The organism is Escherichia sp. Lx600-2 (genome assembly GCF_036662595.1).
Taxonomy (GTDB): Bacteria; Pseudomonadota; Gammaproteobacteria; order Enterobacterales; family Enterobacteriaceae; genus Escherichia; species Escherichia coli.
In genome coordinates, this window is the sequence record NZ_JAYQWM010000009.1 from 21,295 (window position 1) to 46,703 (window position 25,409).

Here is a 25,409-nt window from a genome sequence, read left to right on the forward strand (position 1 = left end):
CATAATTAATGAGATTCAGATCACATATAAAGCCATAACGGGTTCGTAAACTGTTATCACATTACATGATTATGAGGCAACGCCATGCATCCACGTTTTCAAACCGCTTTTGCCCAACTTGCGGATAACTTGCAATCTGCACTGGAACCTATTCTGGCAGACAAGTACTTCCCCGCTTTGTTGACCGGGGAGCAAGTCTCATCGCTGAAGAGCGCAACGGGGCTGGACGAAGACGCGCTGGCATTCGCACTACTTCCGCTGGCGGCGGCCTGTGCGCGTACGCCATTGTCGAATTTTAATGTTGGCGCAATTGCGCGCGGTGTGAGCGGAACCTGGTATTTTGGTGCCAATATGGAATTTATTGGTGCGACAATGCAGCAAACCGTTCATGCCGAACAAAGCGCGATCAGCCACGCCTGGTTGAGTGGTGAAAAAGCGCTTGCAGCCATCACCGTTAACTACACGCCTTGTGGTCACTGCCGTCAGTTTATGAATGAACTGAACAGCGGTCTGGATCTGCGTATTCATCTGCCGGGCCGCGAGGCACACGCGCTGCGTGACTATCTGCCGGATGCCTTTGGGCCGAAAGATCTGGAGATTAAAACGCTGCTGATGGACGAGCAGGATCACGGCTATGCGCTGACTGGTGATGCGCTTTCTCAGGCAGCGATTGCGGCGGCAAACCGTTCGCACATGCCTTACAGTAAGTCGCCAAGCGGTGTCGCGCTGGAATGTAAAGACGGTCGTATTTTCAGCGGCAGCTACGCTGAAAACGCCGCATTCAACCCGACTCTGCCGCCGTTGCAGGGAGCGTTAATTCTGTTGAATCTCAAGGGTTATGATTACCCGGATATCCAGCGCGCGGTTCTGGCAGAAAAAGCCGATGCGCCGTTGATTCAGTGGGATGCCACCTCCGCAACGCTGAAAGCGCTCGGCTGTCACAGTATCGACCGCGTGCTTCTCGCTTAAGCCTGGTGCCGGATGCGGCGTGAACGCCTTGTCCGGCTTGCCAGCCCTCTCCTGGTGTCGAAAATCCCGGCAAACAGTTTGCCGTTTCTTGCGCAAAACCAGCGGGTAAAGTAGCCTGATGGAAATTTTCCTTAGATCGAGTCTCCTGCATGTTAAAGCGCGTGTTCCTCAGCCTGTTAGTCCTTATCGGCTTGCTGCTGTTGACTGTGCTCGGCCTCGATCGCTGGATGAGCTGGAAAACCGCGCCTTATATCTACGACGAATTGCAGGATCTCCCCTACCGCCAGGTCGGTGTGGTGCTCGGAACAGCAAAATATTATCGTACTGGCGTAATTAATCAGTATTATCGCTACCGCATTCAAGGAGCGATTAATGCCTATAACAGCGGTAAGGTAAATTATCTATTACTGAGCGGCGATAACGCATTGCAAAGTTATAATGAGCCGATGACCATGCGCAAAGATTTAATCGCTGCTGGTGTCGACCCATCAGATATTGTTCTCGATTACGCAGGCTTTCGTACGCTGGATTCCATCGTGCGTACACGCAAAGTGTTCGATACTAATGATTTCATTATTATCACCCAACGTTTCCACTGTGAGCGGGCATTATTTATTGCGCTGCATATGGGGATTCAGGCTCAGTGTTATGCCGTACCGTCACCGAAAGATATGCTGTCAGTACGTATTCGCGAATTTGCCGCCCGTTTCGGTGCGCTGGCTGACCTTTATATTTTTAAACGTGAACCGCGTTTTTTAGGGCCGCTGGTCCCTATTCCGGCTATGCACCAGGTGCCGGAAGATGCGCAGGGGTATCCCGCCGTCACACCCGAACAGTTACTTGAATTACAAAAGAAACAAGGAAAGTAGTTATGGATGTACAGCAGTTTTTTGTCGTTGCCGTTTTTTTCCTTATCCCGATATTTTGTTTCCGCGAAGCATGGAAAGGCTGGCGCGCAGGCGCGATTGATAAACGGGTTAAAAATGCACCGGAACCGGTGTATGTCTGGCGAGCAAAAAATCCCGGACTCTTTTTCGCTTATATGGTGGCATATATCGGCTTCGGAATTTTATCTATCGGCATGATTGTTTATCTTATTTTCTATCGTTAATATTTTCTCTTTTCTGTTAATTATTGAGAATAATTATTACTTCACTCAATAAGCTGCGGATATAACATTCTGAACCGCAGCTATTTGTGAATCCTTTCACAGTTTAAATTTCCCCACGCGCATAGCCTTAATATCAGCACGCAATATTTATTTAGCGTTCGCCTTAATTACTCATAGCATTAAGGAAGATCACATGTCGCAACAAAATTATCTGGATGAACTCACTCCGGCTTTTACGCCGTTACTGGCGATTAAAGAAGCCTCTCGCTGTTTATTATGTCACGACGCTCCCTGTAGTCAGGCTTGCCCGGCACAGACCGATCCGGGGAAATTTATTCGCTCAATCTACTTTCGTAATTTTAAAGGCGCTGCCGAGACAATTCGCGAAAATAATGCCCTCGGTGCCGTTTGTGCCAGAGTGTGCCCGACGGAGAAATTATGCCAAAGCGGTTGTACCCGTGCCGGTGTTGATGCTCCCATTGATATCGGCCGCTTACAGCGTTTTGTTACTGATTTTGAACAACAAACCGGGATGGAAATTTATCAGCCCGGTACTAAAACGCTCGGCAAAGTCGCGATTATTGGCGCAGGTCCTGCCGGATTGCAGGCCAGTGTGACACTGACAAACCAGGGTTATGACGTCACGATTTATGAGAAAGAAGCGCACCCCGGTGGCTGGTTGCGTAACGGTATTCCGCAATTCCGGTTACCGCAATCAGTGCTGGATGCAGAGATCGCCCGTATTGAAAAAATGGGCGTGACCATTAAGTGCAATAACGAAATCGGTAAAACACTCACCCTGGAGCAACTGAAAGCGGAAAACCGCGCGGTACTGGTCACCGTGGGGTTATCAAGCGGTTCCGGGCTACCGCTGTTTGAGCATAGCGACGTTGAGATTGCCGTCGACTTCCTGCAACGCGCACGACAGGCGCAAGGCGATATCAGCATTCCACAAAGCGCATTAATTATCGGCGGCGGTGATGTCGCGATGGACGTAGCCAGCACGCTGAAAGTTCTCGGCTGTCAGGCGGTAACTTGCGTAGCGCGTGAAGAGTTAGATGAGTTTCCGGCAAGCGAAAAAGAGTTTGCCTGCGCCCGGGAGCTGGGCGTTTCGATCATCGATGGATTCACGCCAGTAGCCGTGGAAGGCAATAAAGTCACGTTTAAGCATGTACGGTTATCGGGCGAACTGACGATGGTGGCAGATAAAATTATTCTCGCCGTCGGTCAGCATGCCAGACTGGATGCCTTTGCGGAGTTAGAGCCGCAGCGTAACACCATCAAAACACAAAATTATCAGACCCGCGATCCGCAAGTCTTTGCTGCTGGCGATATTGTTGAGGGTGACAAAACCGTGGTCTATGCCGTGAAAACCGGGAAAGAAGCCGCCGAGGCGATTCATTACTATTTAGAGGGAGCTTGCTCATGTTAACGAAAGATCTTTCGATTACTTTTTGCGGCGTGAAGTTTCCCAACCCGTTCTGCCTCTCTTCTTCGCCGGTAGGCAACTGCTATGAGATGTGTGCCAAAGCCTACGACACAGGTTGGGGCGGTGTGGTGTTTAAAACGATCGGCTTTTTTATCGCCAACGAAGTCTCGCCGCGTTTTGATCATCTGGTGAAAGAAGATACCGGTTTTATCGGCTTCAAAAATATGGAGCAGATTGCTGAACATCCGTTGGAAGAGAATCTGGCCGCCCTGCGTCGGCTGAAGGAAGATTATCCGGACAAAGTATTGATCGCTTCGATCATGGGGGAAAATGAGCAGCAATGGGAGGAGCTGGCGCGCCTGGTGCAAGAAGCTGGCGCGGATATGATCGAGTGTAACTTCTCCTGTCCGCAAATGACTTCTCATGCGATGGGTAGCGATGTCGGGCAAAGCCCGGAGCTGGTAGAAAAATATTGTCGGGCAGTGAAATGGGGTTCCACGCTGCCAATGCTGGCGAAGATGACGCCGAATATCGGTGATATGTGCGAAGTGGCGCTGGCGGCGAAGCGCGGCGGCGCAGATGGCATTGCGGCGATTAACACCGTTAAATCCATCACCAATATCGATCTTAATCAGAAAATCGGTATGCCGATCGTTAACGGAAAATCGAGTATTTCCGGATATTCCGGTAAAGCGGTAAAACCGATCGCCCTGCGCTTCATTCAGCAAATGCGCACCCATCCAGAACTGCGCGATTTCCCAATCAGCGGTATCGGCGGCATTGAAACCTGGGAGGATGCGGCGGAGTTTTTATTGCTCGGCGCAGCAACGTTACAGGTCACCACCGGCATTATGCAGTACGGCTATCGCATCGTAGAAGATATGGCGAGCGGGTTATCGCATTATCTCGCCGATCAGGGATTTGATTCGTTGCAGGAGATGGTAGGTCTGGCGAATAACAATATTGTCCCGGCGGAAGATTTAGACCGCAGTTATATTGTCTATCCCCGTATCAATCTTGATAAATGTGTTGGCTGTGGACGCTGTTATATTTCCTGTTACGACGGCGGTCACCAGGCGATGGAATGGAGCGAGAAAACCCGCACACCGCATTGTAATACCGAGAAATGTGTGGGTTGTCTGCTTTGTGGTCACGTCTGCCCGGTGGGTTGTATTGAGCTCGGGGAAGTGAAGTTTAAGAAGGGAGAGAAAGAACACCCGGTAACGTTGTAAAACCAGAGACGCATCCGGCATTTGGCACCGATTGCCGGATGCAGCGCATCCGGCAATATCCGCAATCACATCACTTCTTACGCGCGTATTTCAGTGAATCCAGCGCTACGGCGAAGATAATAATCGCCCCTTTGATGATGTACTGCCAGTATGGGTTTACGCCGATATACGTCAGGCCATAGTTGATGACGGTAAAAATAATTACCCCGGTCACCACGCCAATCACCGTCCCCACACCGCCGCTGAACGATACACCGCCTACCACGCACGCCGCGATAGCATCCAGTTCATACATAAAGCCGAGGTTGTTGGTGGCAGAGCCGATACGTCCGGCTTCTAACATCCCGCCGAAGGCATAGAACACACCAGACAACGCGTAGATCATCAGCAGGTTCAGGCCGACGTTGACACCAGATACTTTTGCCGCTTCCGGGTTACCGCCAATGGCAAAAATGTTCTTACCGAAGCGGGTTTTGTTCCACAACACCCAGACGAACGCCACCGCAATCAACGCGTAGAAGGTGATGTAAGAGAGACGGAAACTCCCCAGTGCGACAAAGCCCTGAGCAAAGGTAGAGAAGCCACTGTCAAAACCAGAAATTGGCGACGCCCCGACAAAGTCGTAATAGAGCGAGTTGATGCCATAGACGATGATCATCGTGCCGAGCGTGGTAATGAACGGCGTCACGTTGAGATAAGCGATAATCAGACCGTTGATCAAACCGATCACCGCACCAATGGCACAGACAATCAGAATAACCAGCGCAATCGGCATCGTCGCCATTTCCGGGAACACTTTGTTGGCGTTATCCATGGACTGCAATAATGTCGCTGCCACCACTGCCGCCAGCCCTACTTGACGCCCCGCAGAAAGGTCGGTCCCCTGGGTGACAATTAACCCTGCCACACCGAGCGCGATAATAATACGCACCGATGACTGGGTGAGAATATTACTTAAGTTCAACAGAGTTAAAAATGTTGGGTCCTGGAAAATAATAATCGCCAGCAAAACTAAAAGAACGACGTAAATACCGCCCTCTTTCAGGTAAGTAAGAAAACTTTTCTTATTTAACGCACTCATGGGAAGCCCCTAATCTTAAAGGTGCAAAGACGCAAGACGCAGAATTTCGTTTTGCGTTGTTGTTTTTGTGTCGACAATTCCGGAAACGAGACCGTTGCTCATGACCAGAATACGGTCTGTTATCCCTAACAACTCAGGCATTTCAGAGGAGATAATAATAATCCCTTTGCCTTTCTTCGCCAGTTCGGCAATTAACTGATAGATCTCAAACTTCGCCCCGACATCAATACCGCGCGTCGGTTCATCGAGCATTAATATTTCCGGTTGCGTTAGTAGCCAGCGCCCAATAATCACCTTTTGCTGATTACCACCTGAGAGCGAACCAATTTGCGTCCGATGCCCCGGTGTTTTTACCCGCATCGAATCAATCACCCACTGGGTATCGCTTTTCATCCGCGAGTTATCCAGTAAACCAACTTTATTTTTGTAGTTGCGAATATTGGAAATTAACGAGTTAAAACCGATATCCAGATAGGCATAAATTCCCGTTGAGCGGCGCTCCTCAGTTACCAGAGCAAATCCGTGGTTTATGGCTTCATTGGCATTATGGTTATTGATCTTTTTGCCGTGCAACGTAATGGTGCCAGCCGATTTCTCGCGAATACCAAATAACGTCTCAACAATATCGGTACGTTTCGCCCCCACCAGCCCGGCAATACCGAGGATCTCCCCTTTATGCAGATCAAACGAGACATCACGGATCGACGGCTGGCGCAGTGACGTCAGGTTACGCACCTCGAGGATGACTTCGCCCGGCTTGTTTTCTTTGTCAGGGAAACGCTGGTTAAGAGAACGCCCAACCATCATGGCGATAATCTTGTCCATCGTCAGCCCTGCCAGCGGTTCGGTGGCGATCCACTGACCGTCGCGCAATACGGTAACTTCATCACATAACTGGAAGATTTCTTCCATTTTATGCGAGATATAAACAATACCGCAGCCGCGCTCTTTTAATTTACGAATAATAGTGAACAGATGATTGACCTCTTTTTCGGTTAACGAAGAAGTCGGTTCATCCATAATCACAATTTTCGCGTTATAGGAAAACGCTTTGGCGATTTCGATCATCTGCATTTGCGAAACAGATAATGTGCCGACGCGCGCACGCGGATCGATATCAATATCCAGTTCATCAAAAATCGCTTTGGTTTCGCGGTACATTTTGTCCTGATCGACAAACATGCCTTTGGTGGGGTATCGCCCAAGCCACATGTTGTCCATCACCGAACGTTGTAATACCAGGTTTAACTCCTGGTGTACCATCGAAATACCATTTTCCAGTGCTTCTTTGGCCGAATGGAAATCGATCTCTTTACCCTGGAATAAAATGGTGCCGGAGTCTTTTTGATAAATTCCAAACAGGCATTTTAATAATGTTGATTTTCCTGCGCCGTTTTCCCCCATTAATGCATGGATAGAATGTGGCCGGACTTTTAAATTAACGTTATCAAGTGCCTTAACACCAGGAAAAGACTTGTTGATACCGCTCATTTCCAACAAGTATTCCCCGGAAGACGGAGTCGTTGAGCTGACCATATAATTTTACCTTGTTGGCCATACAATAAGGGCGCAGTAATAGACTGCGCCCAATCAGTCTTATTTCTTGCTGAATTCAGCCAGGTTGTCTTTATCTACGCCAACATAAGGTACGCGGACCACTTTGTTGTCGATTTTCCAGTTGGTGCCATCAGCCGCACCTTTACCATCGGCCAGGTTTTTCGCCAGATCAAAGGTCGCTTTCGCCTGGTTGTTAGCATCGTTCAGTACGGTGCCCGCCAGTGCACCGGATTTCACCAGCGCCAGCGCTTCTGGCAGAGCATCGACGCCAAACACCGGAATGCTGGACTTGTTGTGTGCTTTCAGCGCTTCAACCGCGCCCATTGCCATCGCATCGTTGTTGGCGATAACCACTTCGATTTTGTTGGCGTTCGGGCCAGACAGCCAGGCGTCCATCTTATCTTTCGCCTGAGCGGTATCCCACATAGCGGTATCTAACTGTAACTGTTCAGTTTTGATGCCTTTATCGTTCAATTCTTTAATCACGTAAGTGGTACGTGCTTCTGCATCCGGATGACCCGGTTCACCTTTCAGCAGTACGAACTGAATCTGACCGTCTTTGTTCAGATCCCAACCCTGATTCGCCGCCCAGTGTTTAGCAATCAAATCGCCCTGAATAATGCCGGACTCTTTGGAGTCAGTGCCAACGTAGTAGGCTTTGTCGTAGCTATCCAGCGCCTTACGAGACGGTTCTTTGTTGAAGAAAACCACCGGCACATTTTGCCCACGCGCTTTCTCAATCACCGTACCCGCAGCTGCCGGGTCAACCAGGTTGATTGCCAGTGCCTTCACCCCTTTCGCCAGCAATACGTCGATCTGATCGTTCTGCTTGGACTGGTCATTCTGTGAATCATTCATCAGCAGCTGAACATCTGGCGCGGCTTTCGCATCTTGCTCAATAGCCTTGCGCACTACAGACATAAAGTTATCGTCGTACTTATAGATTGTTACACCAATGCGAGTATCAGCAGCGTGTGCAGCGGCACCGAATAACATGCTGGCCATCACAGCAGACAGGGTTAACACCTTCTTATTCATGGTATCTCCGGTTTTTCTTATGCAGGGTAGTGCTTGAGATAAATGCTCGGCGGGGCAGTAGAGTTAATGAAGTGTTACTGAACGCCGAAGCTCACTTTTTAAAATTCGTTCTTCCATGCCCGGTAACGCTCCAGAAAACGGCTTTAATTGTTGTTATGACGCTATTACCTCGGTGAAAGTGATTATTCACTGTTACATACGGGTTACAACGTTAAAACGGTGCGATCATAGCTATCACATTGTTAAGATACTGTGAAATCACTCACAGATTGAAAGCGGTTACATCGCCTGATTTGTTGAGTTAGTGATCGCCGCCGCATTCTGGCGTGTTGCGACAGAATGGCGACGCACTAACGTCGGCATAAAACAGTGGCTGGCACGAGGATCAATATTGCCTGCTGCCCCCTGCAAGGCCAGTTCGGTGGCTAATTTCGCCATTGAAGCAATGGGATAACGCACGGTCGTTAATTGCGGGTCGGTGTAACGGGCGATGGGAATATCATCGAAACCGATGATTGAGAGATGTAACGGAATCGCAATGCCATTATCTTTTAATGCTGTCAGTGCGCCAGCGGCCATATTGTCGTTATAAGCAAATACAGCGGTAAGTTGTAGATTGCGCCCCAGCAGTTCAACCATCGCCGCCTCACCGCCCGGCATGTCCGGCGTGCCAGTGCCAATCCAGCTTTCCGGCGGAATAATATCCTGCTCTTTCAACGCACTCATCCAACCTGCTTTACGCATGGCGTCATCTTCAATGCCGTGGCTGGAAGAAAGATAACCAATACGTTGATGACCGTTATTCAGCAACATGCGCGTCGCCATTCGGGCACCGCTGAGATTATCCAGGCAAACGCAACGATGGGCGTACCCCGGCACAACGCGGTTGATTAACACCATACCGGGAATGTTATCCATAAATTGCGCCAGTTCATCGTCACTCAATGCTTTTGAATGAACAATCAACGCATTACAACGCTGGCGAATTAACACCTCAATGGCGTGACGCTCTTTTTCCGCTTCATGATAGCTATTGCCGATTAGCACGTATTTCTGATGCTGCTGAGCGACCAGATCCACCGCTTTTACCAGCGCGCCGAAAAACGCATCAGAAACGTCCATCACCACCACGCCAATGGTGTCGCTAACCTGAGTTGCCAGCGCCTGGGCATTGGCGTTTGGCCGATAATCCAGCTCACTCACGGCTTTCATTACTGCTTCACGCGTATCGGCACTGACCAGCGTGCTGTTATTGAGCACCCGGGAAACCGTTGCCACAGAGACGCCAGCCTGACGCGCTACATCACGAATGGTGATCATATTCACTACCTGTTATGAGATTGCAGTAAATGACTGCTTGCTGGCGGCTATTTTGTCAGCACTGAATACAGGACTTCGTGAATCGAGTCACAGCAATGGAAACGGTTACAGCCGTTTTGTTAACGAATGTGATCCAGATCGTTATCTTGATGTTTTAGATATTGCCGGTCCGGCAGCACGCAAAGTTAACTGACGCCAGAGCCATTCCACCGGCCCCTGGCGGAAGTAACGCAGCCAGATAACAGAGAAGAGGATATTCGCCAGCCATACCGGAATAACAAACGCCAGCAGCTCCAGGCGGTCAAAATGCATAAACAAACCGAGGTGGTAAAAAAGCGTGGTACAAATCAGCGTTTGCAATAGATAGTTGGTCAGCGCCATCCGTCCGACGCAGGCGATCGCAAGCACCAGCTTAAAGCGGCTCAATTGCGGCCAGAAGCCATAAAACAGCGACGCATAGCCAATCGCCTGAAACGGCGCACTCAGTTCCCGCGGCATTTGAAGTAAGAAGGCACACCAGCGATACGCCCAGTCCAGCTGCCATTGCAGGGCGATGGCAGGAAGGTTAATGGTCACCCCAATCGCCACCAGCACAAAACCAGTACGACGATAGTGACGTAAGCTGAACTGCCCTTTCAGCCAGCCGCTGCGTATCAGCGCCGCACCAATGAGCATCATCCCTGCCAGTTGCCAGCCATACTGTGCGCCCAGTGCCAGTAAACTGTTGCCAACACCATCGGCACGATTACTGATCGCTTCAACGCCGCCGTGAAGCTTCCAGTATTTTTCATACAAAATAGCCGATGCATCCGGCGTCCAGGCGCGGCTGGTCTGGCTGTCGGAAATCAACCCCAATAACAGCAAAACGCCAAGCCCCACCAGATAAAGCATGACGCCGGTATTAAACAGGCTTTTTACCGATGGCGCATCGCGCACCAGCCGCCAGCAGATTAAGCCCACCAGCCCGTAAGCCAGCAGAATATCGCCGTCCCAGAACAATAAACCGTGAATAAAGCCCAGCAAGACTAACAGCGTTAAACGCGACTGGATCCAGCGTCTGCCACGGGGCAGCAACATTTGCAGGCCAGCACCAAACAGCAGCGCAAAAAGCGTGAGGAATTTCACCTGGCCGATGAGATCGAGAAATGCCCAGGTCCATGCATCCTGCGGCGTAATAGCGCCGTACCAGGCGGGATTAAGATAAGCCGCCTTTGGTAGCCCAAAGGCGCTGATGTTTAATAGCAGGATCCCCAGAATGGCGACGCCGCGAACAAAATCGAGCGTGACGTTGCGCTCCATGGTTCCTGCCTTTTAATCAGTTGTGATGACGCACAGCGCGCAGAAACTCGTGGCGCGTATTCTGACTGGATTTGAACAATCCACCAAGAGAGGTCGTTGTCGTGGCACTGGTTGCATCGCGGATGCCACGCGCCTTCACGCAGTAATGCACCGCGTCGATAGAGACAGCCACGTTATTGGTGCCCAGCAGCGTTTGTAGCGCAATAAGAATTTGCTGCGTCAGACGTTCCTGCACCTGCGGACGCTGGGCAAAGAACTGCACGATACGGTTAATTTTTGACAGACCGATCACCGAATCTTTCGGGATATAAGCCACCGTCGCTTTGCCATCGATGGTAACAAAATGGTGTTCACAGGTACTGGTCAGAGTGATATCGCGCACGGTGACCATTTCATCGACCTTCATTTTGTTTTCAATGAGGGTGATTTTCGGGAAGTTGGCGTAATCCAGACCGGAGAAAATTTCATCGACATACATTTTAGCGATGCGATGCGGCGTTTCCATCAAACTGTCATCAGCCAGGTCGAGATTCAGCAGCTGCATAATTTCGGTCATATGACCAGCAATAAGGCTTTTGCGCGTTTCGTTATCCATTTCATGCACGGGCGGGCGCAGCGGTGTTTCCAGTCCTCGCGCAACTAACGCTTCATGAACCAGGGCCGCTTCTTTACTGAGTGATGGCATTTATGATTTCTCCTGCAGGTGTGACGCCTCCGCCCTGCGTGGGGGCAAAGTTATTAAGCTGATTTACAGCCTGATTATTGTGCGTGAGGCGGCGCACATAATCCAGTATTCACAGCGATAATTATTGTAATTGCCGCTGCCTTTCATCAGCAGATGTTAAAACATCGTTATGCAAATACGGAAGTGAAAGTTACTCACTGCACATTGAATAAACGGTATGATGAAGAAATTGCAAACAACACAACAAGGAGCCACGCATGGAAATGCTCGAAGAGCACCGCTGTTTTGAAGGCTGGCAGCAACGCTGGCGACACGACTCCAGTACCTTAAACTGCCCGATGACGTTCAGTATCTTTCTCCCTCCACCTCGTGATCACACCCCGCCACCAGTGCTGTACTGGCTTTCCGGATTAACCTGCAATGACGAGAACTTCACCACCAAGGCGGGTGCCCAGCGCGTGGCGGCGGAACTGGGGATTGTACTGGTGATGCCAGACACCAGCCCGCGCGGCGAAAAGGTTGCCAACGACGATGGCTACGATTTAGGCCAGGGCGCAGGCTTTTATCTTAATGCCACGCAACCGCCGTGGGCGACGCATTACCGGATGTATGATTATCTGCGCGATGAATTACCGGCGCTGGTTCAGTCGCAATTTAATGTCAGCGACCGCTGCGCTATTAGCGGTCATTCAATGGGTGGTCACGGTGCGCTGATTATGGCGCTGAAAAACCCGGGCAAATACACCAGCGTTTCCGCCTTTGCGCCAATTGTGAATCCGTGCAGCGTCCCGTGGGGTATCAAAGCGTTTAGCCGCTATTTAGGTGAGGACAAAAATGCATGGCTGGAATGGGACAGTTGCGCGCTGATGTATGCCAGTAACGCGCAGGATGCGATCCCGACGCTTATCGATCAGGGTGATAACGATCAGTTTCTTGCTGACCAACTGCAACCTGCAGTACTTGCAGAAGCCGCGCGCCAGAAAGCATGGCCGATGACGCTGCGTATTCAGCCGGGATATGATCACAGTTACTACTTCATCGCCTCTTTTATAGAGGATCACCTGCGCTTCCATGCGCAGTATTTACTGAAGTGAAAGTCCGCCCGGTTCGCCGGGCATCTTCTCATCAGAAGCGATAATCCACTGCCATAAAGTAACGACGTCCGTCTTCGTTATAGCTGTAGTCGTCACGACTGAGATCCTTGTCGCCAAGGTTCAGCACGCCTGCGCGCAGTTTGACGTCTTTAGTCACCTGCCAGGCCGCGCCGGTATTCCAGATGGTATAACCGCCCGGTGTTTTAGCCTTCGCGCTGTCGGCTCGTTTCTGCCCGGTATAGTGACCAGAAACATAGAATGACCAGTCTTCCAGCGCCAGCGGTTTCCAGTCCAGCGTACCGTTAGCGGTATGGAACGGCAGATCGGATAGCGGTTTGTTTTCGCCGTTGCTGACATCACGACCATCGTTGTAGGTGTAGTTGAGTGACAGTTTCCATTCATCGTTGAACGGAATTTTCAGCTCGGTTTCCACGCCCTGAATACGTGCTTTGTTAACGTTGTAGTAGCTAAATACCGGCACACCGTTCGCTGTAAAACCAACAAAGTTTTGGTAGCCCGGTGCAGCATTGACGTCAGACGTACGGCTGATGCTGATACGATCTTTCACATCGTTACGGAAAACGGTAACGCTGGATTCAACCCCTTCCAGCCAGCCTTCTTCACCCATGTAGTAAAGCCCCAGCTCCCAACTTTCGCTGGTTTCTGGTTTCAGATCCGGGCTACCCACAATCTTACATGCGCCACGGCAGGAATTGCTCGTCCAGTCAGGGCTAAGTTGCAACAGAGAAGGTGCTTTAAATGCCGTCGCCCAGCCCCCTTTCACCGTTACGGTGTCGGTGGCGTTATAAACCAGGTAGGCACGCGGACTCCAGTGTTCACCGTAGGTTTCATGATCGTCCATACGCACGCCGGTCGTCAGCGCCAGCGGCTCGAAGATCCGCCATTCATCTTCCACAAACAGCGCGTACTGGCTGGCAGACGTTTTGGAGCTGGTTCCCCCGGTCAGGTTCACCGCATCGCTAAGTTTGTCGTAACGCCATTCACCGCCAACCGTGAGAAACTGATTAATCGCCGTCAGCGGCAACGTGTATTTGCCGTCGACCGTATTGCTTTCGGAAGTTATCGGGCTGCTGTTGCCAGGGTTTTTGTTCTCGACTTTCTCACCGTAGTATTTCAGTTCGCTGGTGCCGTAATCCCAACGCCCATTATGGCTGACGGAGTAGTTCTGGCGTTCCAGGCGGTTTTTGTCCAGCGAGTCGGAATCACGATCCTGACGGTCGAAACCGTATCCGGCAGTAAAATCGTGATTTTGATTCGGTGTCCAGGCAAATTCGACATTGCCGTCGCGGCTGGAGAATCCTTCAATACGCGGCGTTTCTCCGGTATCGGTGGTCGTTGAGTTTTGCGGGTCATCCTTTTCACGTTTTGCCAGGCTGCCGTAAGCTTTCATTCCCAGCACACCATCAATTAATGGTCCACTGGTAAAGAACTGACCGTTATAGGTATCACCGCGATCGCGATGTTCCTGAATGGTGGTATCGACGGTAACGGTACTCGACCATTTCTGACCGATTTTTTTGGTGATGATATTCACTACACCGCCGAGCGCATCGGAACCGTACAGCGACGACATCGGGCCACGGACCACTTCAATACGTTCGATGGAATCGACCGGGATCCAGTTCAGATCGAAATCATTGTGGCGGAAGACGGCATTGCGGGAGTTAACGCGTTTACCGTCGACAAGAATCAGGGTGTAGCTGCTGTCCAGACCACGAATACTAACGCCCTTACGGTTATCCCCTTCGTTCGTCAGTTGTACGCCAGGCACTTCTTTGAGGACATCCTTCAGATTCTGTACCGGTTTTCGCTGCAGGTCTTCCTGGGTAATGACGCTGATACTGGCGGGTGCATCTTTAAGGTTTTGTTCAACGGAAGATGCAGTGACAACCATCGTTTCGCCATCATCATCGACCGCTAACACAGGCCATGCACAAGAAATAGCGGACAAACACAGCCCGACCCGTACGAAAGGGTTCAACCTAAACATTCCATATCTCCATGAGGTAACTACGAAAATAAAATGGGTTATCGCTCACATCTTCTTCACGTCCCCTTGCGTACGGCAGCATCGCGGTGGACTTATTTGTATGCAGGTGATCACCCCAGCAAGCCGGACCAGCCTCTGATTTGTCAGCCTTTTTTGATTGCGGCGTAACGATAATGCAAACAATAACAATTATCAATCCAAATGTTAAATTTTATATCCGCATGATTTGTCAGGGAAATGGAATTGAAAAAGCCCTCTCGGTTGAGAGGGCTTAGCAAGGAAGGGAGAAACTTATTTCTTATCGTTCTGCGGGAACTTCATTTCGCTGTAGCGTACGAAGTGGGTTCCTTTAATCAGCTTGTAGCCGAACCAAATAATCAGGAACAGCGGGATACCAATATACGTTGCCGCTACGCCGCCCCAGTCAATGGTATCTTTCAGGAATGCTTCGTAGTTCTGGCCCAAAGTGATAATCAGACACAGAATGAATGCGAAGATCGGACCCAGTGGGAAGAAACCTGAACGGTACGGCAGATCGTTAATGTCGTGTCCCTGCAATACGTAACCGCGACGGAAGCGATAGTGGCTAATGGCAATCCCCAGCCAGGCGATAAAACCGGTCATCCCGGAGGTGTTCAGCAGCCACAGGTATACCGTCTGGTTGCCAAACATGGAGGTCAGGAAGCACAGACCGGCAATCGCCGTCGTCGCATACAGCGCATTACGCGGCACGCCACCACGCGACAGTTTAGCGAAAATGCGCGGCGCTTTACCGTCACACGCCAGGGTGTACAGCATACGAGTAGACGCATACATACCGGAGTTACCCGCTGACAGCACCGCCGTCAGAATAACTGCGTTCATCACCGCCGCCGCAGAGAGCAGACCCGCGTGCTGGAACACCAGGGTGAACGGACTAACGCTGATGTCTTTAACATCGTTACGCAGCAGGCTCGGATCGGTGTACGGAATAATCAGGCTGATAATCAGGATCGCGAACACATAGAACAACAGGATTCGCCAGAACACCTGACGTACCGCGCGTGGAATGTTTTTCGCCGGATCTTCGGACTCGCCTGCAGCAATACCGATCAGCTCGGTTCCCTGGAAAGAGAAGCCGACAATCATAGCTACGCCGATCATCGCCGCAAAACCACCAGCAAACGGCGCTTCGCCGATTGTCCAGTTGCTCCAGCCCGCAGGCTGCGCGCCTTTGAAGATACCGATAATCATCAGCACGCCAACGATGATAAAGACAATAACTGTCGTGACTTTGATCAGTGAGAACCAGTATTCCGCTTCACCAAAGCCGCGAACAGAGATGTAGTTCAGCAGGAAGATAACGCCGAGGAACAACGCACTCCAGATCCAGCCCGGTGTATCCGGGAACCACCAGCTCATGACCAGCTGAGCTGCAACCAGATCAACGGCAATAGTCACCGCCCAGTTGTACCAGTAGTTCCAGCCCAGCGCGAAGCCAAAGCCCTCTTCAACATAGTTCTGACCGTAAGTGGCAAACGAACCGGAAACCGGCATATATGCAGCCAGTTCACCGAGACTGGTCATCAGGAAGTAAACCATCAGGCCAATCAGCATATACGAGAGCAATGCCCCGCCCGGACCTGCCTGAGAAATCGTTGCGCCAGAGGCAACAAAAAGACCTGTACCGATGGAACCGCCAATGGCAATCATCGTCAGGTGACGCGCCTTTAATTCACGGCGTAAGCCCGGCGCTTCTGTGGTTTTAGTTTCGGAAACCATACAAAAATGCTATCCATCTAAAAAATGAGGCGCGATTGTAGCAGACGATTGGCAATCCTTCCGGCAGAAATACACGGTTATAAGACACCTTCATGATCGCCCAGGGATTATAAGTAAAGCAGCCAATCTCTTTTCTGGCGAATGCATGCTGAAGGCGCTGCGTCACGAAATCGACACAGCACCAGCATGTTCTTGTACAGCAACTTAACGCGGCACATTTGCGGGATCGCAATAGTCCAGAAAGCGCCGTAGCGCGTTGGAAAGGTGTTTTTGCCGATGATGTATACGCCACAACGTACGCATCAGGCGCGGCAGAGGGACCGCAACTTCACTTAATGTGCCTGCCTGCAATTGGTCTTCAATCACCCGTCGCGACAGGCAACTAATTCCCAACCCATGACGCACCGCATGTTTGATTGCCTCGGAGTTACCTAATTCCATCGCCATCTCAAACTTCGGTAAATGTGACAGCAACAGATAATCGACAATCTCCCGCGTGCCGGAACCGCGTTCACGCAGGATCCACGGCGCAGCGGCCAGCTGTTCTAAGGTGACCGGACCACGGGCCAACGGCGAAGTCGGCGCGGCGAAAACCACCAGCTCGTCTTCCAGCCACGGTTCAGAAATGATTTCAGTGCTGTGGCACGGTCCTTCAATAAAGCCAATATCAACGCGGAAATCCAGCACCGCTTGCATCACGTCCTGGCTGTTCCCAACGCTAAGTTCAATCGGCAACTGTGGATAATCATGGCGATAACGGGCGATAACTGCAGGCAGAATGTAGTTACCGATGGTACTACTGGCATAGATACGAATCGCGCCGTTGTCTTCGCGAAACAGTTGTTCGATTTCAACCGCCTGTTCAAGCAATGCCAACGCACGCGGATAGAGCAGCCGCCCGTGTTCATTAACAACCAGTCTTTTCCCCACGCGATCAAACAGTTGCACGCCAAGCTGCCCTTCCAGGTCGGTCAAGGCTGCGCTCACTGCTGATTGCGACAACGCCAGCATCACCGACGCCTGGGTGGTTGATCCACTTTTCAATACTTCTGCAAAAACTTCCAACTGCCGGAGGGTGATGTGCATAGTCGCTTACCACTTATAAAGATTAATTATAAATATATAATCAATTTTATTTTTAAACCAGTTAGTCGTAACCTTATGCCCGGTTAAAGGAGAGGGTTATGACGAATATCACCTTACAGAAACAACATCGTACACTGTGGCATTTTATTCCGGGGTTAGCCCTGAGTGCAGTTATCACCGGGGTCGCCCTGTGGGGTGGTTCCATTCCCGCGGTTGCGGGTGCCGGGTTTAGTGCCCTCACCCTCGCAATCTTGTTGGGGATGGTTTTAGGCAACACCATCTATCCGCACATCTGGAAAAGCTGTGACGGTGGTGTGCTGTTTGCCAAGCAATATTTATTACGTCTGGGTATCATTCTTTATGGCTTCCGTCTGACGTTCTCGCAAATTGCCGATGTCGGTATCAGTGGGATCATCATTGACGTGTTGACGCTGTCCAGTACCTTCCTGCTGGCTTGCTTCCTGGGGCAGAAAGTGTTTGGTCTGGATAAGCACACCAGCTGGTTGATCGGTGCCGGTAGCAGTATCTGTGGTGCTGCCGCGGTACTGGCGACTGAGCCGGTAGTGAAAGCGGAAGCCAGTAAAGTAACCGTGGCTGTTGCAACCGTTGTTATCTTCGGGACCGTCGCGATTTTCCTCTACCCGGCGATATATCCGCTGATGTCTCAATGGTTTAGTCCGGAAACTTTCGGTATCTACATTGGTTCTACTGTGCACGAAGTGGCGCAGGTGGTGGCGGCAGGTCATGCCATCAGCCCGGATGCGGAAAACGCAGCAGTTATTTCCAAAATGCTGCGCGTGATGATGCTGGCTCCGTTCCTCATCCTGCTGGCGGCGCGTGTTAAACAGCTGTCTGGGGCGAACAGCGGCGAGAAAAGCAAAATCACTATTCCGTGGTTTGCTATCTTGTTCATCGTAGTTGCCATCTTTAACTCGTTCCACCTGTTACCGCAGAGCGTGGTGAACATGCTGGTAACGCTGGATACCTTCCTGCTGGCAATGGCGATGGCGGCGCTGGGTCTGACCACTCACGTCAGCGCGCTGAAAAAAGCTGGGGCGAAACCTCTGCTGATGGCACTGGTACTGTTTGCCTGGCTGATTGTTGGTGGTGGTGCGATTAACTATGTGATTCAAAGCGTCATCGCATAAACCACTACATCTTGCTCCTGTTAACCCGCTATCATTACCGTTTTCCTCCAGCGGGTTTAACAGGAGTCCTCGCATGAAATACATTGGAGCGCACGTTAGTGCTGCTGGCGGTCTGGCAAATGCCGCAATTCGCGCCGCCGAAATCGACGCAACCGCGTTTGCCTTGTTCACCAAAAACCAACGTCAGTGGCGTGCCGCACCGCTCACGACGCAAACCATCGATGAATTCAAAGCCGCCTGTGAAAAATATCACTACACATCGGCGCAAATTCTTCCCCACGACAGTTATCTGATTAACCTCGGACATCCGGTCACTGAAGCTCTGGAAAAATCGCGCGATGCCTTTATAGATGAAATGCAGCGTTGCGAACAGTTGGGGCTTTCTTTGCTCAACTTCCACCCTGGCAGCCATCTGATGCAGATTTCAGAAGAGGATTGCCTTGCGCGTATTGCCGAATCCATCAACATTGCGCTGGATAAAACTCAAGGTGTGACAGCGGTGATAGAAAACACCGCCGGTCAGGGCAGTAACTTAGGGTTTAAATTCGAACATCTCGCGGCGATTATCGACGGCGTGGAAGATAAATCCCGCGTCGGCGTCTGCATTGATACCTGCCATGCTTTCGCTGCCGGGTATGATTTGCGTACTCCAGCCGAATGCGAGAAAACATTCGCGGATTTTGCCCGTACTGTCGGCTTTAAATATCTGCGCGGGATGCACCTTAACGATGCGAAAAGCACCTTTGGCAGCCGCGTTGACCGCCATCATAGCCTCGGTGAAGGCAATATCGGTCATGATGCGTTCCGCTGGATCATGCAGGACGACCGTTTCGACGGCATTCCGCTGATCCTTGAAACCATCAACCCGGATATCTGGGCAGAAGAGATCGCCTGGCTGAAAGCGCAACAAACTGAAAAAGCGGTAGCCTGAAGATGAATAACCGGGAAAAGGAGATCCTTGCAATTTTACGGCGTAACCCGCTGATTCAGCAGAACGAAATTGCGGACATGCTGCAAATCAGCCGTTCGCGCGTTGCGGCGCATATTATGGATTTAATGCGCAAAGGCCGGATTAAAGGCAAAGGTTACATTCTCACCGAGCAGGAATACTGCGTAGTGGTGGGGACAATCAATATGGATATTCGCGGGATGGCGGATATCCGTTACCCGCAATCGGCTTCTCATCCCGGTACAATTCATTGCTCAGCGGGCGGCGTGGGACGCAACATCGCCCACAATCTGGCGCTGTTAGGCCGTGACGTCCATTTGCTTTCAGTGATTGGCGATGACTTTTATGGCGAAATGCTCCTGGAAGAAACGCGCCGCGCCGGCGTGAATGTCTCCGGCTGCGTTCGTTTACATGGTCAAAGCACATCGACGTATCTGGCAATTGCCAATCGAGACGATGAAACCGTGCTGGCGATTAACGATACCCATCTGCTGGAACAGTTGACACCGCAACTACTGAACGGGTCGCGCGATTTACTTCGTCATGCGGGCGTGGTACTGGCTGATTGCAACCTGACAGCCGAGGCGCTGGAATGGGTCTTTACCCTCGCTGGTGAGATCCCGGTGTTTGTCGATACCGTTTCAGAATTCAAAGCGGGCAAAATCAAACACTGGCTGGCGCATATTCACACCCTGAAACCCACTTTACCGGAGCTGGAAATTTTATGGGGACAGGCGATCACCAGCGATGCTGACCGTAATGCTGCAGTGAATGCGTTGCATCAGCAAGGTGTTCAGCAACTGTTTGTTTATTTGCCCGATGAGTCAGTTTATTGCAGCGAAAAGGATGGAGAACAATTTTTGCTGACCGCACCAGCGCATACGACAGTAGACAGTTTTGGTGCTGACGATGGTTTTATGGCGGGCCTGGTGTATAGCTTTCTGGAAGGAAGCAGTTTCCTTGATAGCGCCCGTTTTGCGATGGCCTGCGCGGCAATTTCGCGCGCCAGCGGCAGCTTAAACAACCCTACCCTGTCTGCCGATAACGCGCTTTCATTAGTGTCAATGGTGTAACAATGTTGCCGGATTCGACGCTTGACCGCATCTTATCCGGCTCATAAATCGCACACTACGCTAAACCAATAAAGAACCCGGCAATGGTGGCACTCATCAGATTAGAAAGTGTCGCCGCCGCCAGCGCGCGTAAACCAAGCTGGGCGATTTCCGGCGCACGGTGTGGCGCAACCGCAGAAAACGCCCCCACCACCACCCCGATAGAACCAAAGTTAGCGAAACCGCACAACGCGAAGGAAATAATCGCCACGGTTTTTGCATCGAGAGTGCCAGCTGTTTGCAGATAGGGTGAGAAATTGAGATAAGCGACAAATTCATTTATTGCCAGTTTCTGTCCAATCAAACTCCCGGCAAGATTCGCATCAGTCCAGTCAACACCCATTACCCACGCCAGTGGGGCCAGCAGGTAACCTAAAATGGACTCCAGCGAGGCATGTTCAAAACCAAACCAGCCGCCAACGCCGCCGATAATACCGTTAATTAACGCAATGATGGCAACAAATGCCATCACCACTGTTGCCACACCCGCAGCGATTTTCAGCCCGGTCATCGCCCCTGTCGCGGCGGCTTCAATAATGCTTTTTGGCGGTGTTTCGGTGAAAGAGAGGTTATTAAAAGAAACCTGCGAAGATTCCGTAGCCGGGCTTAGCATGCGGGCAAACAAGATCCCGCCGGGGATCGCCATTAACGATGCCGCCAGCAAATATTCCACAGGCACGCCCAGTGCGGCGTAACCAATCATCGTCGAACCAGCAATTGAGGCCATGCCACTACAAATCGCTGTAAATAACTCATTGCGATTCAGCCGATCGATAAAGGGTTTGACGATTGCCGGAATTTCGTTTTGCCCGAGGAAAATGGTAGTGACCGCGACGAATGACTCGATCTTGCTGATATTTAACGCTTTCTGGAAGATACCGCCGAGAATGCGAATTAAGATCCCCATCACACCGATGTAATAGAGAATACTCACCAGCGCGGTGACGAAGATAATTGCCGGTAACACCCTGAAACCAAAGATAAATCCTGCGCCATCAAACAGCGTGTCCATTTTCGGCCCGACCAGCGAACCGAAGATAAATGCGCTACCTGCATCGCTGTACGCCATCACTTTATGCACGCCAAAAGCGACTTTTTCAGCGACCCAACGCCCTGGCGGTAACCAAAGCATAATCCCGCCAATCACAACCTGTAACACTAACGCCGCGCCAACGGTACGCAGGCTGATCTTCTTCTTGTTTACTGACAGTAAAAACGCAATCGTCAGCAATACCACCATTCCCAGAACACTTCTCATGACATCCATAGTTATTATCTCTTCATGTCATATTGGGCGACGGCTTTCTGCCCCTCAGAAATAGCCGGGCCTGCATCTTGCGATACTGACCCGGCTTGTTATCAACACTTAATGGGTTTTGATGTAGCCGCGCACGCACTCTTCGACTAAGCCCCAGAACCAGTCGGTATCAATAGTGATGCCGACTTTGGTATTAGCGGGCTTGCCAAGAACGCCCAGCTCGTCGCAGATGGTACGCCCATAGCAAGGGCCACTGTTGACGTCCACTTCGACGTACATCTCCTGGGTTTTAATGCCATCAGGGTTAATCAGATAACCGATGCAGGTGGCGTCGTGCACCGGGCCGCCAGCCAGCCCGTAGTTTTCGAACTGGGTTTTGAGAGTGAAGTTCATGATGTCGCTGAACAGTTCTCCGGCAGGGCCGCCTGCCCTTTCCATCCGAGCAATCACATCCGGGGTGCAAACGGTCTGGTTGGTGAGATCGAGGCCCATCATTACTAATGGAACGCCGGAGGTGAACACCACACGCGCCGCTTCCGGGTCAGCAAAGATGTTGAACTCGGCAGATGGGGTGAAGTTGCCAGTACCGTAAGCGCCGCCCATTAGCACAATTTCACGGATTTTCGGCAGGATTGCGGGTTGCATACGCATTGCCACCGCGATATTTGACAACGGACCAACCGGCACCAGAGTGATATCGCCATCGCTTGCCATCAGGGTATCAATGATGTATTTCACCGCGTGGGTACTTTCTGCCTGGCGGGTCAGCGGCTCGAATACCGGGCCATCCAGTCCGGTTTCACCGTGAATATTATCGGCAACGATTTGTTGACGCATAATGGGTTGCGGCATCCCCGCATAAACCGGAACATTAATCTCCAGTTTCTGGCAAACATTCAGGCCATTAATTAATGTTTTATCAAGCGTCTGATTACCCGCAACAATGGTGATACCTAATAAATCAATCGCCGGATGTTTCGCCGCCATCATTATAGCAATAGCATCATCATGACCCGGATCACAATCCAGAATAATTTTTCTCTTTTCCATTGTTTATTTCCTCTGTTTCCAGTTGCGTTATTTTTTCTACAGCAAAGAAATTTCGATCGGGCCGATGATTGAATCTTAACAACAGCGTACGTATGCTAAATATGAGAAATCTCATAGCGGATAAACATCGTGAAAGAAATCCACAATAATGATCTTAAGCTGCAATTGATGAGTGAATCCGCGTTTAAGGATTGCTTTTTAACGGATGTTTCAGCCGATACGCGGCTGTTTCATTTTTTAGCGCGTGACTACATTGTGCAGGAAGGGCAACAGCCGTCCTGGCTGTTTTACCTGACGCGAGGCCGCGCCAGGCTTTACGCCACGCTAGCTAATGGTCGCGTGTCGCTGATCGATTTCTTTGCCGCCCCCTGTTTTATTGGCGAGATTGAGTTAATCGATAAAGACCATGAACCACGTGCAGTACAGGCGATTGAAGAGTGTTGGTACCTTGCGCTCCCTATGAAACATTACCGTCCGCTGTTATTAAACGATACCCTATTTTTACGAAAGCTCTGCGTTTCTTTAAGCCATAAAAATTATCGCAATATTGTTTCTTTAACTCAGAATCAATCATTTCCGTTAGTGAACCGCCTGGCAGCTTTTATATTACTCTCGCAGGAAGGTGATCTTTATCACGAAAAACATACCCAGGCAGCAGAGTATTTAGGCGTTTCTTATCGACATCTTTTATATGTTCTCGCGCAATTCATTCACGACGGTTTATTAATTAAAAGCAAGAAAGGGTATCTCATTAAAAACAGAAAGCAGTTGTCAGGACTGGCGCTGGAGATGGACCCGGAGAATAAATTCTCCGGGATGATGCAGTAAAAATTATTTGCAATAGCGCGATTGCCGGATGCAACGCTTAATAAGCGAGTACATCCGGCAATGAAACTCAAGCTAAACCAATAAAGAACCCGGCAATGGTCGCGCTCATCAGGTTGGAAAGCGTTGCTGCTGCCAGCGCCCGTAAACCAAGCTGGGCGATTTCCGGAGCACGTTTTGGCGAAATAGCCGAAAATGCCCCAACGACAACACCGATAGAACCAAAGTTAGCAAAACCACAAAGCGCAAAGGAGATAATCGCAATGGTTTTCACTTCCAGCGTGCCGCCCGTTTGCAGGTATGGGGAGAAACTCAGGTAAGCGACGAATTCGTTAATCGCCAGTTTCTGCCCAATCAGGCTACCCGCAAGGTTGGCATCACTCCAGTCCACACCCATGATCCACGCCAGCGGTGCCAGCACATAGCCAAAAATACTTTCCAGAGAAGCATTGGCGAAGCCAAACCAGCCGCCAATTCCGCCGATAATGCCATTGATCAGCGCAATAATTGCCACAAATGCCATTACCACCGTCGCCACACCAGCGGCGATTTTCAGCCCGGTCATCGCACCGCTCGCCGCCGCTTCGATAAAGCTTTTTGGCGGCGTTTCGCTGAACGACAGATTTTCAAATGTGACCTGCGAAGGCTCGGTTGCCGGGCTAAGAATACGTGCAAACAAAATCCCGCCAGGGATCGCCATCAGCGATGCCGCTAACAGGTAGTCAATTGGTACGCCCATTCCGGCATAACCAATCATCATCGAACCCGCAATGGACGCCATCCCGCTACAAATTGCGGTAAACAACTCGTTGCGATTCATGCGATCGATAAACGGTTTAACGATCGCCGGGATCTCATTTTGCCCGAGGAAAATAGTGGTAACCGCAACAAAAGATTCGATTTTGCTGATGTTGAGGGCTTTCTGGAAAATGCTACCAAGGATGCGAATCAGCAGCCCCATCACGCCAATGTAGTACAGCAGACTAATGAGCGCAGTGACGAAGATAATCGCCGGGAGTACGCGAAAGGCGAAGATAAAACCCGCACCGTCAAAGAGGACATCCATTTTCGGCCCGACCAGCGAACCAAAAATGAAGGCGCTACCGGCATCACTGTAAGACATCACTTTATGAACGCCTAATGCCGCCTGTTCTACAGCCCACTTTCCCGGCGGAAAATAGAGCATGATGCCACCAATAGCAATTTGCAGCAGTAGTGCGGCTCCAACCGTACGCAAACTGATGCTCTTTTTATTCACTGACAACAGAAATGCTATTGCCAGTAACACCACCATCCCCACAACACTTCTCATTATGTCCATAATGATTTTCCCTTCATGCCAGTAAACCCGGCGTCAGCGCCAGGTTTTGGTATGTTTGATGAGTACGGGCGAC

At 50.7% G+C, this 25,409-nt stretch carries 22 protein-coding genes; 10 read left to right on the top strand and 12 right to left on the bottom strand.

Translation table 11 applies throughout. The features are described 5' to 3' along the window. Positions 1-84 precede the first annotated feature (84 nt). The 5 genes from cdd (at position 85) to preA (ending at position 4,741) form a co-directional block, all read left to right on the top strand. On the top strand, positions 85-969 hold the full coding sequence (cdd, locus tag OQV04_RS05220) for a cytidine deaminase (RefSeq protein ID WP_000553555.1): 885 nt from the start codon (positions 85-87) through the stop codon (positions 967-969). A gap of 149 nt (positions 970-1,118) precedes the next feature. Continuing rightward, positions 1,119-1,838: an outer membrane permeability protein SanA gene (gene sanA / locus OQV04_RS05225; RefSeq protein ID WP_000920064.1), complete on the top strand. Its 720-nt coding sequence runs from the start codon at positions 1,119-1,121 to the stop codon at positions 1,836-1,838. 2 nt (positions 1,839-1,840) lie between these two features. Beyond that, the gene (locus tag OQV04_RS05230) at positions 1,841-2,080 is read left to right on the top strand and encodes a DUF2542 family protein (RefSeq protein ID WP_000383096.1); all 240 of its coding nucleotides are present in this window, start codon (positions 1,841-1,843) and stop codon (positions 2,078-2,080) included. 193 nt (positions 2,081-2,273) lie between these two features. Beyond that, positions 2,274-3,512 carry an NAD-dependent dihydropyrimidine dehydrogenase subunit PreT gene (gene preT, locus OQV04_RS05235; protein WP_032281207.1) on the top strand — a complete coding sequence of 413 codons (1,239 nt, stop codon included), beginning with the start codon at positions 2,274-2,276 and terminating at the stop codon, positions 3,510-3,512. Further along, positions 3,506-4,741, top strand: a complete 1,236-nt coding sequence (preA, locus tag OQV04_RS05240; RefSeq protein WP_032281208.1) for an NAD-dependent dihydropyrimidine dehydrogenase subunit PreA — start codon at positions 3,506-3,508, stop codon at positions 4,739-4,741. The genes preT and preA overlap by 7 nt, the downstream gene beginning before the upstream one ends. Positions 4,742-4,811: 70 nt before the next feature. On the opposite strand, the gene mglC is transcribed toward preA, so the two are convergent. The 6 genes from mglC to folE all read right to left on the bottom strand — a co-directional run bounded on the left by mglC (position 4,812) and on the right by folE (position 11,721). Next, positions 4,812-5,822, bottom strand: a complete 1,011-nt coding sequence (gene mglC / locus OQV04_RS05245; protein WP_032281209.1) for a galactose/methyl galactoside ABC transporter permease MglC — start codon at positions 5,820-5,822, stop codon at positions 4,812-4,814. A 15-nt stretch (positions 5,823-5,837) separates the two neighbouring features. Further along, on the bottom strand, positions 5,838-7,358 hold the full coding sequence (gene mglA, locus OQV04_RS05250) for a galactose/methyl galactoside ABC transporter ATP-binding protein MglA (protein ID WP_000255032.1): 1,521 nt from the start codon (positions 7,356-7,358) through the stop codon (positions 5,838-5,840). Between the two features lie 60 nt (positions 7,359-7,418). After that, entirely contained in the window at positions 7,419-8,417 is a 999-nt protein-coding gene (gene mglB, locus OQV04_RS05255) for a galactose/glucose ABC transporter substrate-binding protein MglB (protein WP_001036964.1), read from the bottom strand. A 279-nt stretch (positions 8,418-8,696) separates the two neighbouring features. Then, a complete protein-coding gene (gene galS, locus OQV04_RS05260) occupies positions 8,697-9,737 on the bottom strand; it encodes an HTH-type transcriptional regulator GalS (protein ID WP_000628659.1) in 1,041 nt (346 codons plus the stop codon). 141 nt (positions 9,738-9,878) lie between these two features. After that, positions 9,879-11,036: a DUF418 domain-containing protein YeiB gene (gene yeiB / locus OQV04_RS05265; RefSeq protein ID WP_032288234.1), complete on the bottom strand. Its 1,158-nt coding sequence runs from the start codon at positions 11,034-11,036 to the stop codon at positions 9,879-9,881. A gap of 16 nt (positions 11,037-11,052) precedes the next feature. Then, positions 11,053-11,721, bottom strand: coding sequence for a GTP cyclohydrolase I FolE (gene folE / locus OQV04_RS05270; RefSeq protein WP_001139613.1), 669 nt, complete (start codon positions 11,719-11,721; stop codon positions 11,053-11,055). Positions 11,722-11,978: 257 nt separating this feature from the next. On the opposite strand from folE, the gene yeiG reads away from it, so the two are divergent. Then, complete coding sequence (gene yeiG, locus OQV04_RS05275; protein ID WP_000425434.1) at positions 11,979-12,815, top strand: S-formylglutathione hydrolase; 837 nt, start codon at positions 11,979-11,981, stop codon at positions 12,813-12,815. Positions 12,816-12,846: 31 nt separating this feature from the next. On the opposite strand, the gene cirA is transcribed toward yeiG, so the two are convergent. The 3 genes from cirA to yieE form a co-directional block, all read right to left on the bottom strand. After that, on the bottom strand, positions 12,847-14,826 hold the full coding sequence (gene cirA / locus OQV04_RS05280) for a catecholate siderophore receptor CirA (RefSeq protein WP_332641600.1): 1,980 nt from the start codon (positions 14,824-14,826) through the stop codon (positions 12,847-12,849). 291 nt (positions 14,827-15,117) lie between these two features. Then, the gene (gene lysP, locus OQV04_RS05285; RefSeq protein WP_032281216.1) at positions 15,118-16,587 is read right to left on the bottom strand and encodes a lysine-specific permease; all 1,470 of its coding nucleotides are present in this window, start codon (positions 16,585-16,587) and stop codon (positions 15,118-15,120) included. Between the two features lie 204 nt (positions 16,588-16,791). Next, on the bottom strand, positions 16,792-17,673 hold the full coding sequence (gene yieE / locus OQV04_RS05290) for a DNA-binding transcriptional regulator YeiE (RefSeq protein ID WP_000548294.1): 882 nt from the start codon (positions 17,671-17,673) through the stop codon (positions 16,792-16,794). A 98-nt stretch (positions 17,674-17,771) separates the two neighbouring features. On the opposite strand from yieE, the gene OQV04_RS05295 reads away from it, so the two are divergent. The 3 genes from OQV04_RS05295 to OQV04_RS05305 all read left to right on the top strand — a co-directional run bounded on the left by OQV04_RS05295 (position 17,772) and on the right by OQV04_RS05305 (position 20,843). Next, the gene (locus OQV04_RS05295) at positions 17,772-18,821 is read left to right on the top strand and encodes a YeiH family protein (RefSeq protein WP_000182053.1); all 1,050 of its coding nucleotides are present in this window, start codon (positions 17,772-17,774) and stop codon (positions 18,819-18,821) included. A 73-nt stretch (positions 18,822-18,894) separates the two neighbouring features. After that, complete coding sequence (gene nfo, locus OQV04_RS05300) at positions 18,895-19,752, top strand: deoxyribonuclease IV (protein WP_000873894.1); 858 nt, start codon at positions 18,895-18,897, stop codon at positions 19,750-19,752. Positions 19,753-19,754: 2 nt separating this feature from the next. After that, positions 19,755-20,843 (top strand): sugar kinase, encoded by a 1,089-nt coding sequence (locus tag OQV04_RS05305; RefSeq protein ID WP_032281217.1) that lies wholly within the window; start codon positions 19,755-19,757, stop codon positions 20,841-20,843. 55 nt (positions 20,844-20,898) lie between these two features. On the opposite strand, the gene OQV04_RS05310 is transcribed toward OQV04_RS05305, so the two are convergent. Both OQV04_RS05310 and rihB read right to left on the bottom strand, forming a co-directional pair. Beyond that, positions 20,899-22,149: a NupC/NupG family nucleoside CNT transporter gene (locus OQV04_RS05310; protein WP_000382973.1), complete on the bottom strand. Its 1,251-nt coding sequence runs from the start codon at positions 22,147-22,149 to the stop codon at positions 20,899-20,901. Between the two features lie 99 nt (positions 22,150-22,248). After that, complete coding sequence (rihB, locus tag OQV04_RS05315; protein WP_032281218.1) at positions 22,249-23,190, bottom strand: ribosylpyrimidine nucleosidase; 942 nt, start codon at positions 23,188-23,190, stop codon at positions 22,249-22,251. A gap of 129 nt (positions 23,191-23,319) precedes the next feature. On the opposite strand from rihB, the gene OQV04_RS05320 reads away from it, so the two are divergent. Next, the gene (locus tag OQV04_RS05320; RefSeq protein ID WP_032281219.1) at positions 23,320-24,018 is read left to right on the top strand and encodes a transcriptional regulator YeiL; all 699 of its coding nucleotides are present in this window, start codon (positions 23,320-23,322) and stop codon (positions 24,016-24,018) included. Between the two features lie 67 nt (positions 24,019-24,085). On the opposite strand, the gene OQV04_RS05325 is transcribed toward OQV04_RS05320, so the two are convergent. Beyond that, on the bottom strand, positions 24,086-25,336 hold the full coding sequence (locus OQV04_RS05325; protein WP_000353878.1) for a NupC/NupG family nucleoside CNT transporter: 1,251 nt from the start codon (positions 25,334-25,336) through the stop codon (positions 24,086-24,088). Positions 25,337-25,409: the final 73 nt, after the last annotated feature.

Coding starts and splice junctions, on each gene's coding strand:
- cdd (WP_000553555.1), top strand. CDS start 85: ATGCATCCACGTTTTCAAACCGCTTTTGCCCAACTTGCGGATAACTTG.
- sanA (WP_000920064.1), top strand. CDS start 1,119: ATGTTAAAGCGCGTGTTCCTCAGCCTGTTAGTCCTTATCGGCTTGCTG.
- OQV04_RS05230 (WP_000383096.1), top strand. CDS start 1,841: ATGGATGTACAGCAGTTTTTTGTCGTTGCCGTTTTTTTCCTTATCCCG.
- preT (WP_032281207.1), top strand. CDS start 2,274: ATGTCGCAACAAAATTATCTGGATGAACTCACTCCGGCTTTTACGCCG.
- preA (WP_032281208.1), top strand. CDS start 3,506: ATGTTAACGAAAGATCTTTCGATTACTTTTTGCGGCGTGAAGTTTCCC.
- mglC (WP_032281209.1), bottom strand. CDS start 5,822: ATGAGTGCGTTAAATAAGAAAAGTTTTCTTACTTACCTGAAAGAGGGC.
- mglA (WP_000255032.1), bottom strand. CDS start 7,358: ATGGTCAGCTCAACGACTCCGTCTTCCGGGGAATACTTGTTGGAAATG.
- mglB (WP_001036964.1), bottom strand. CDS start 8,417: ATGAATAAGAAGGTGTTAACCCTGTCTGCTGTGATGGCCAGCATGTTA.
- galS (WP_000628659.1), bottom strand. CDS start 9,737: ATGATCACCATTCGTGATGTAGCGCGTCAGGCTGGCGTCTCTGTGGCA.
- yeiB (WP_032288234.1), bottom strand. CDS start 11,036: ATGGAGCGCAACGTCACGCTCGATTTTGTTCGCGGCGTCGCCATTCTG.
- folE (WP_001139613.1), bottom strand. CDS start 11,721: ATGCCATCACTCAGTAAAGAAGCGGCCCTGGTTCATGAAGCGTTAGTT.
- yeiG (WP_000425434.1), top strand. CDS start 11,979: ATGGAAATGCTCGAAGAGCACCGCTGTTTTGAAGGCTGGCAGCAACGC.
- cirA (WP_332641600.1), bottom strand. CDS start 14,826: ATGTTTAGGTTGAACCCTTTCGTACGGGTCGGGCTGTGTTTGTCCGCT.
- lysP (WP_032281216.1), bottom strand. CDS start 16,587: ATGGTTTCCGAAACTAAAACCACAGAAGCGCCGGGCTTACGCCGTGAA.
- yieE (WP_000548294.1), bottom strand. CDS start 17,673: ATGCACATCACCCTCCGGCAGTTGGAAGTTTTTGCAGAAGTATTGAAA.
- OQV04_RS05295 (WP_000182053.1), top strand. CDS start 17,772: ATGACGAATATCACCTTACAGAAACAACATCGTACACTGTGGCATTTT.
- nfo (WP_000873894.1), top strand. CDS start 18,895: ATGAAATACATTGGAGCGCACGTTAGTGCTGCTGGCGGTCTGGCAAAT.
- OQV04_RS05305 (WP_032281217.1), top strand. CDS start 19,755: ATGAATAACCGGGAAAAGGAGATCCTTGCAATTTTACGGCGTAACCCG.
- OQV04_RS05310 (WP_000382973.1), bottom strand. CDS start 22,149: ATGGATGTCATGAGAAGTGTTCTGGGAATGGTGGTATTGCTGACGATT.
- rihB (WP_032281218.1), bottom strand. CDS start 23,190: ATGGAAAAGAGAAAAATTATTCTGGATTGTGATCCGGGTCATGATGAT.
- OQV04_RS05325 (WP_000353878.1), bottom strand. CDS start 25,336: ATGGACATAATGAGAAGTGTTGTGGGGATGGTGGTGTTACTGGCAATA.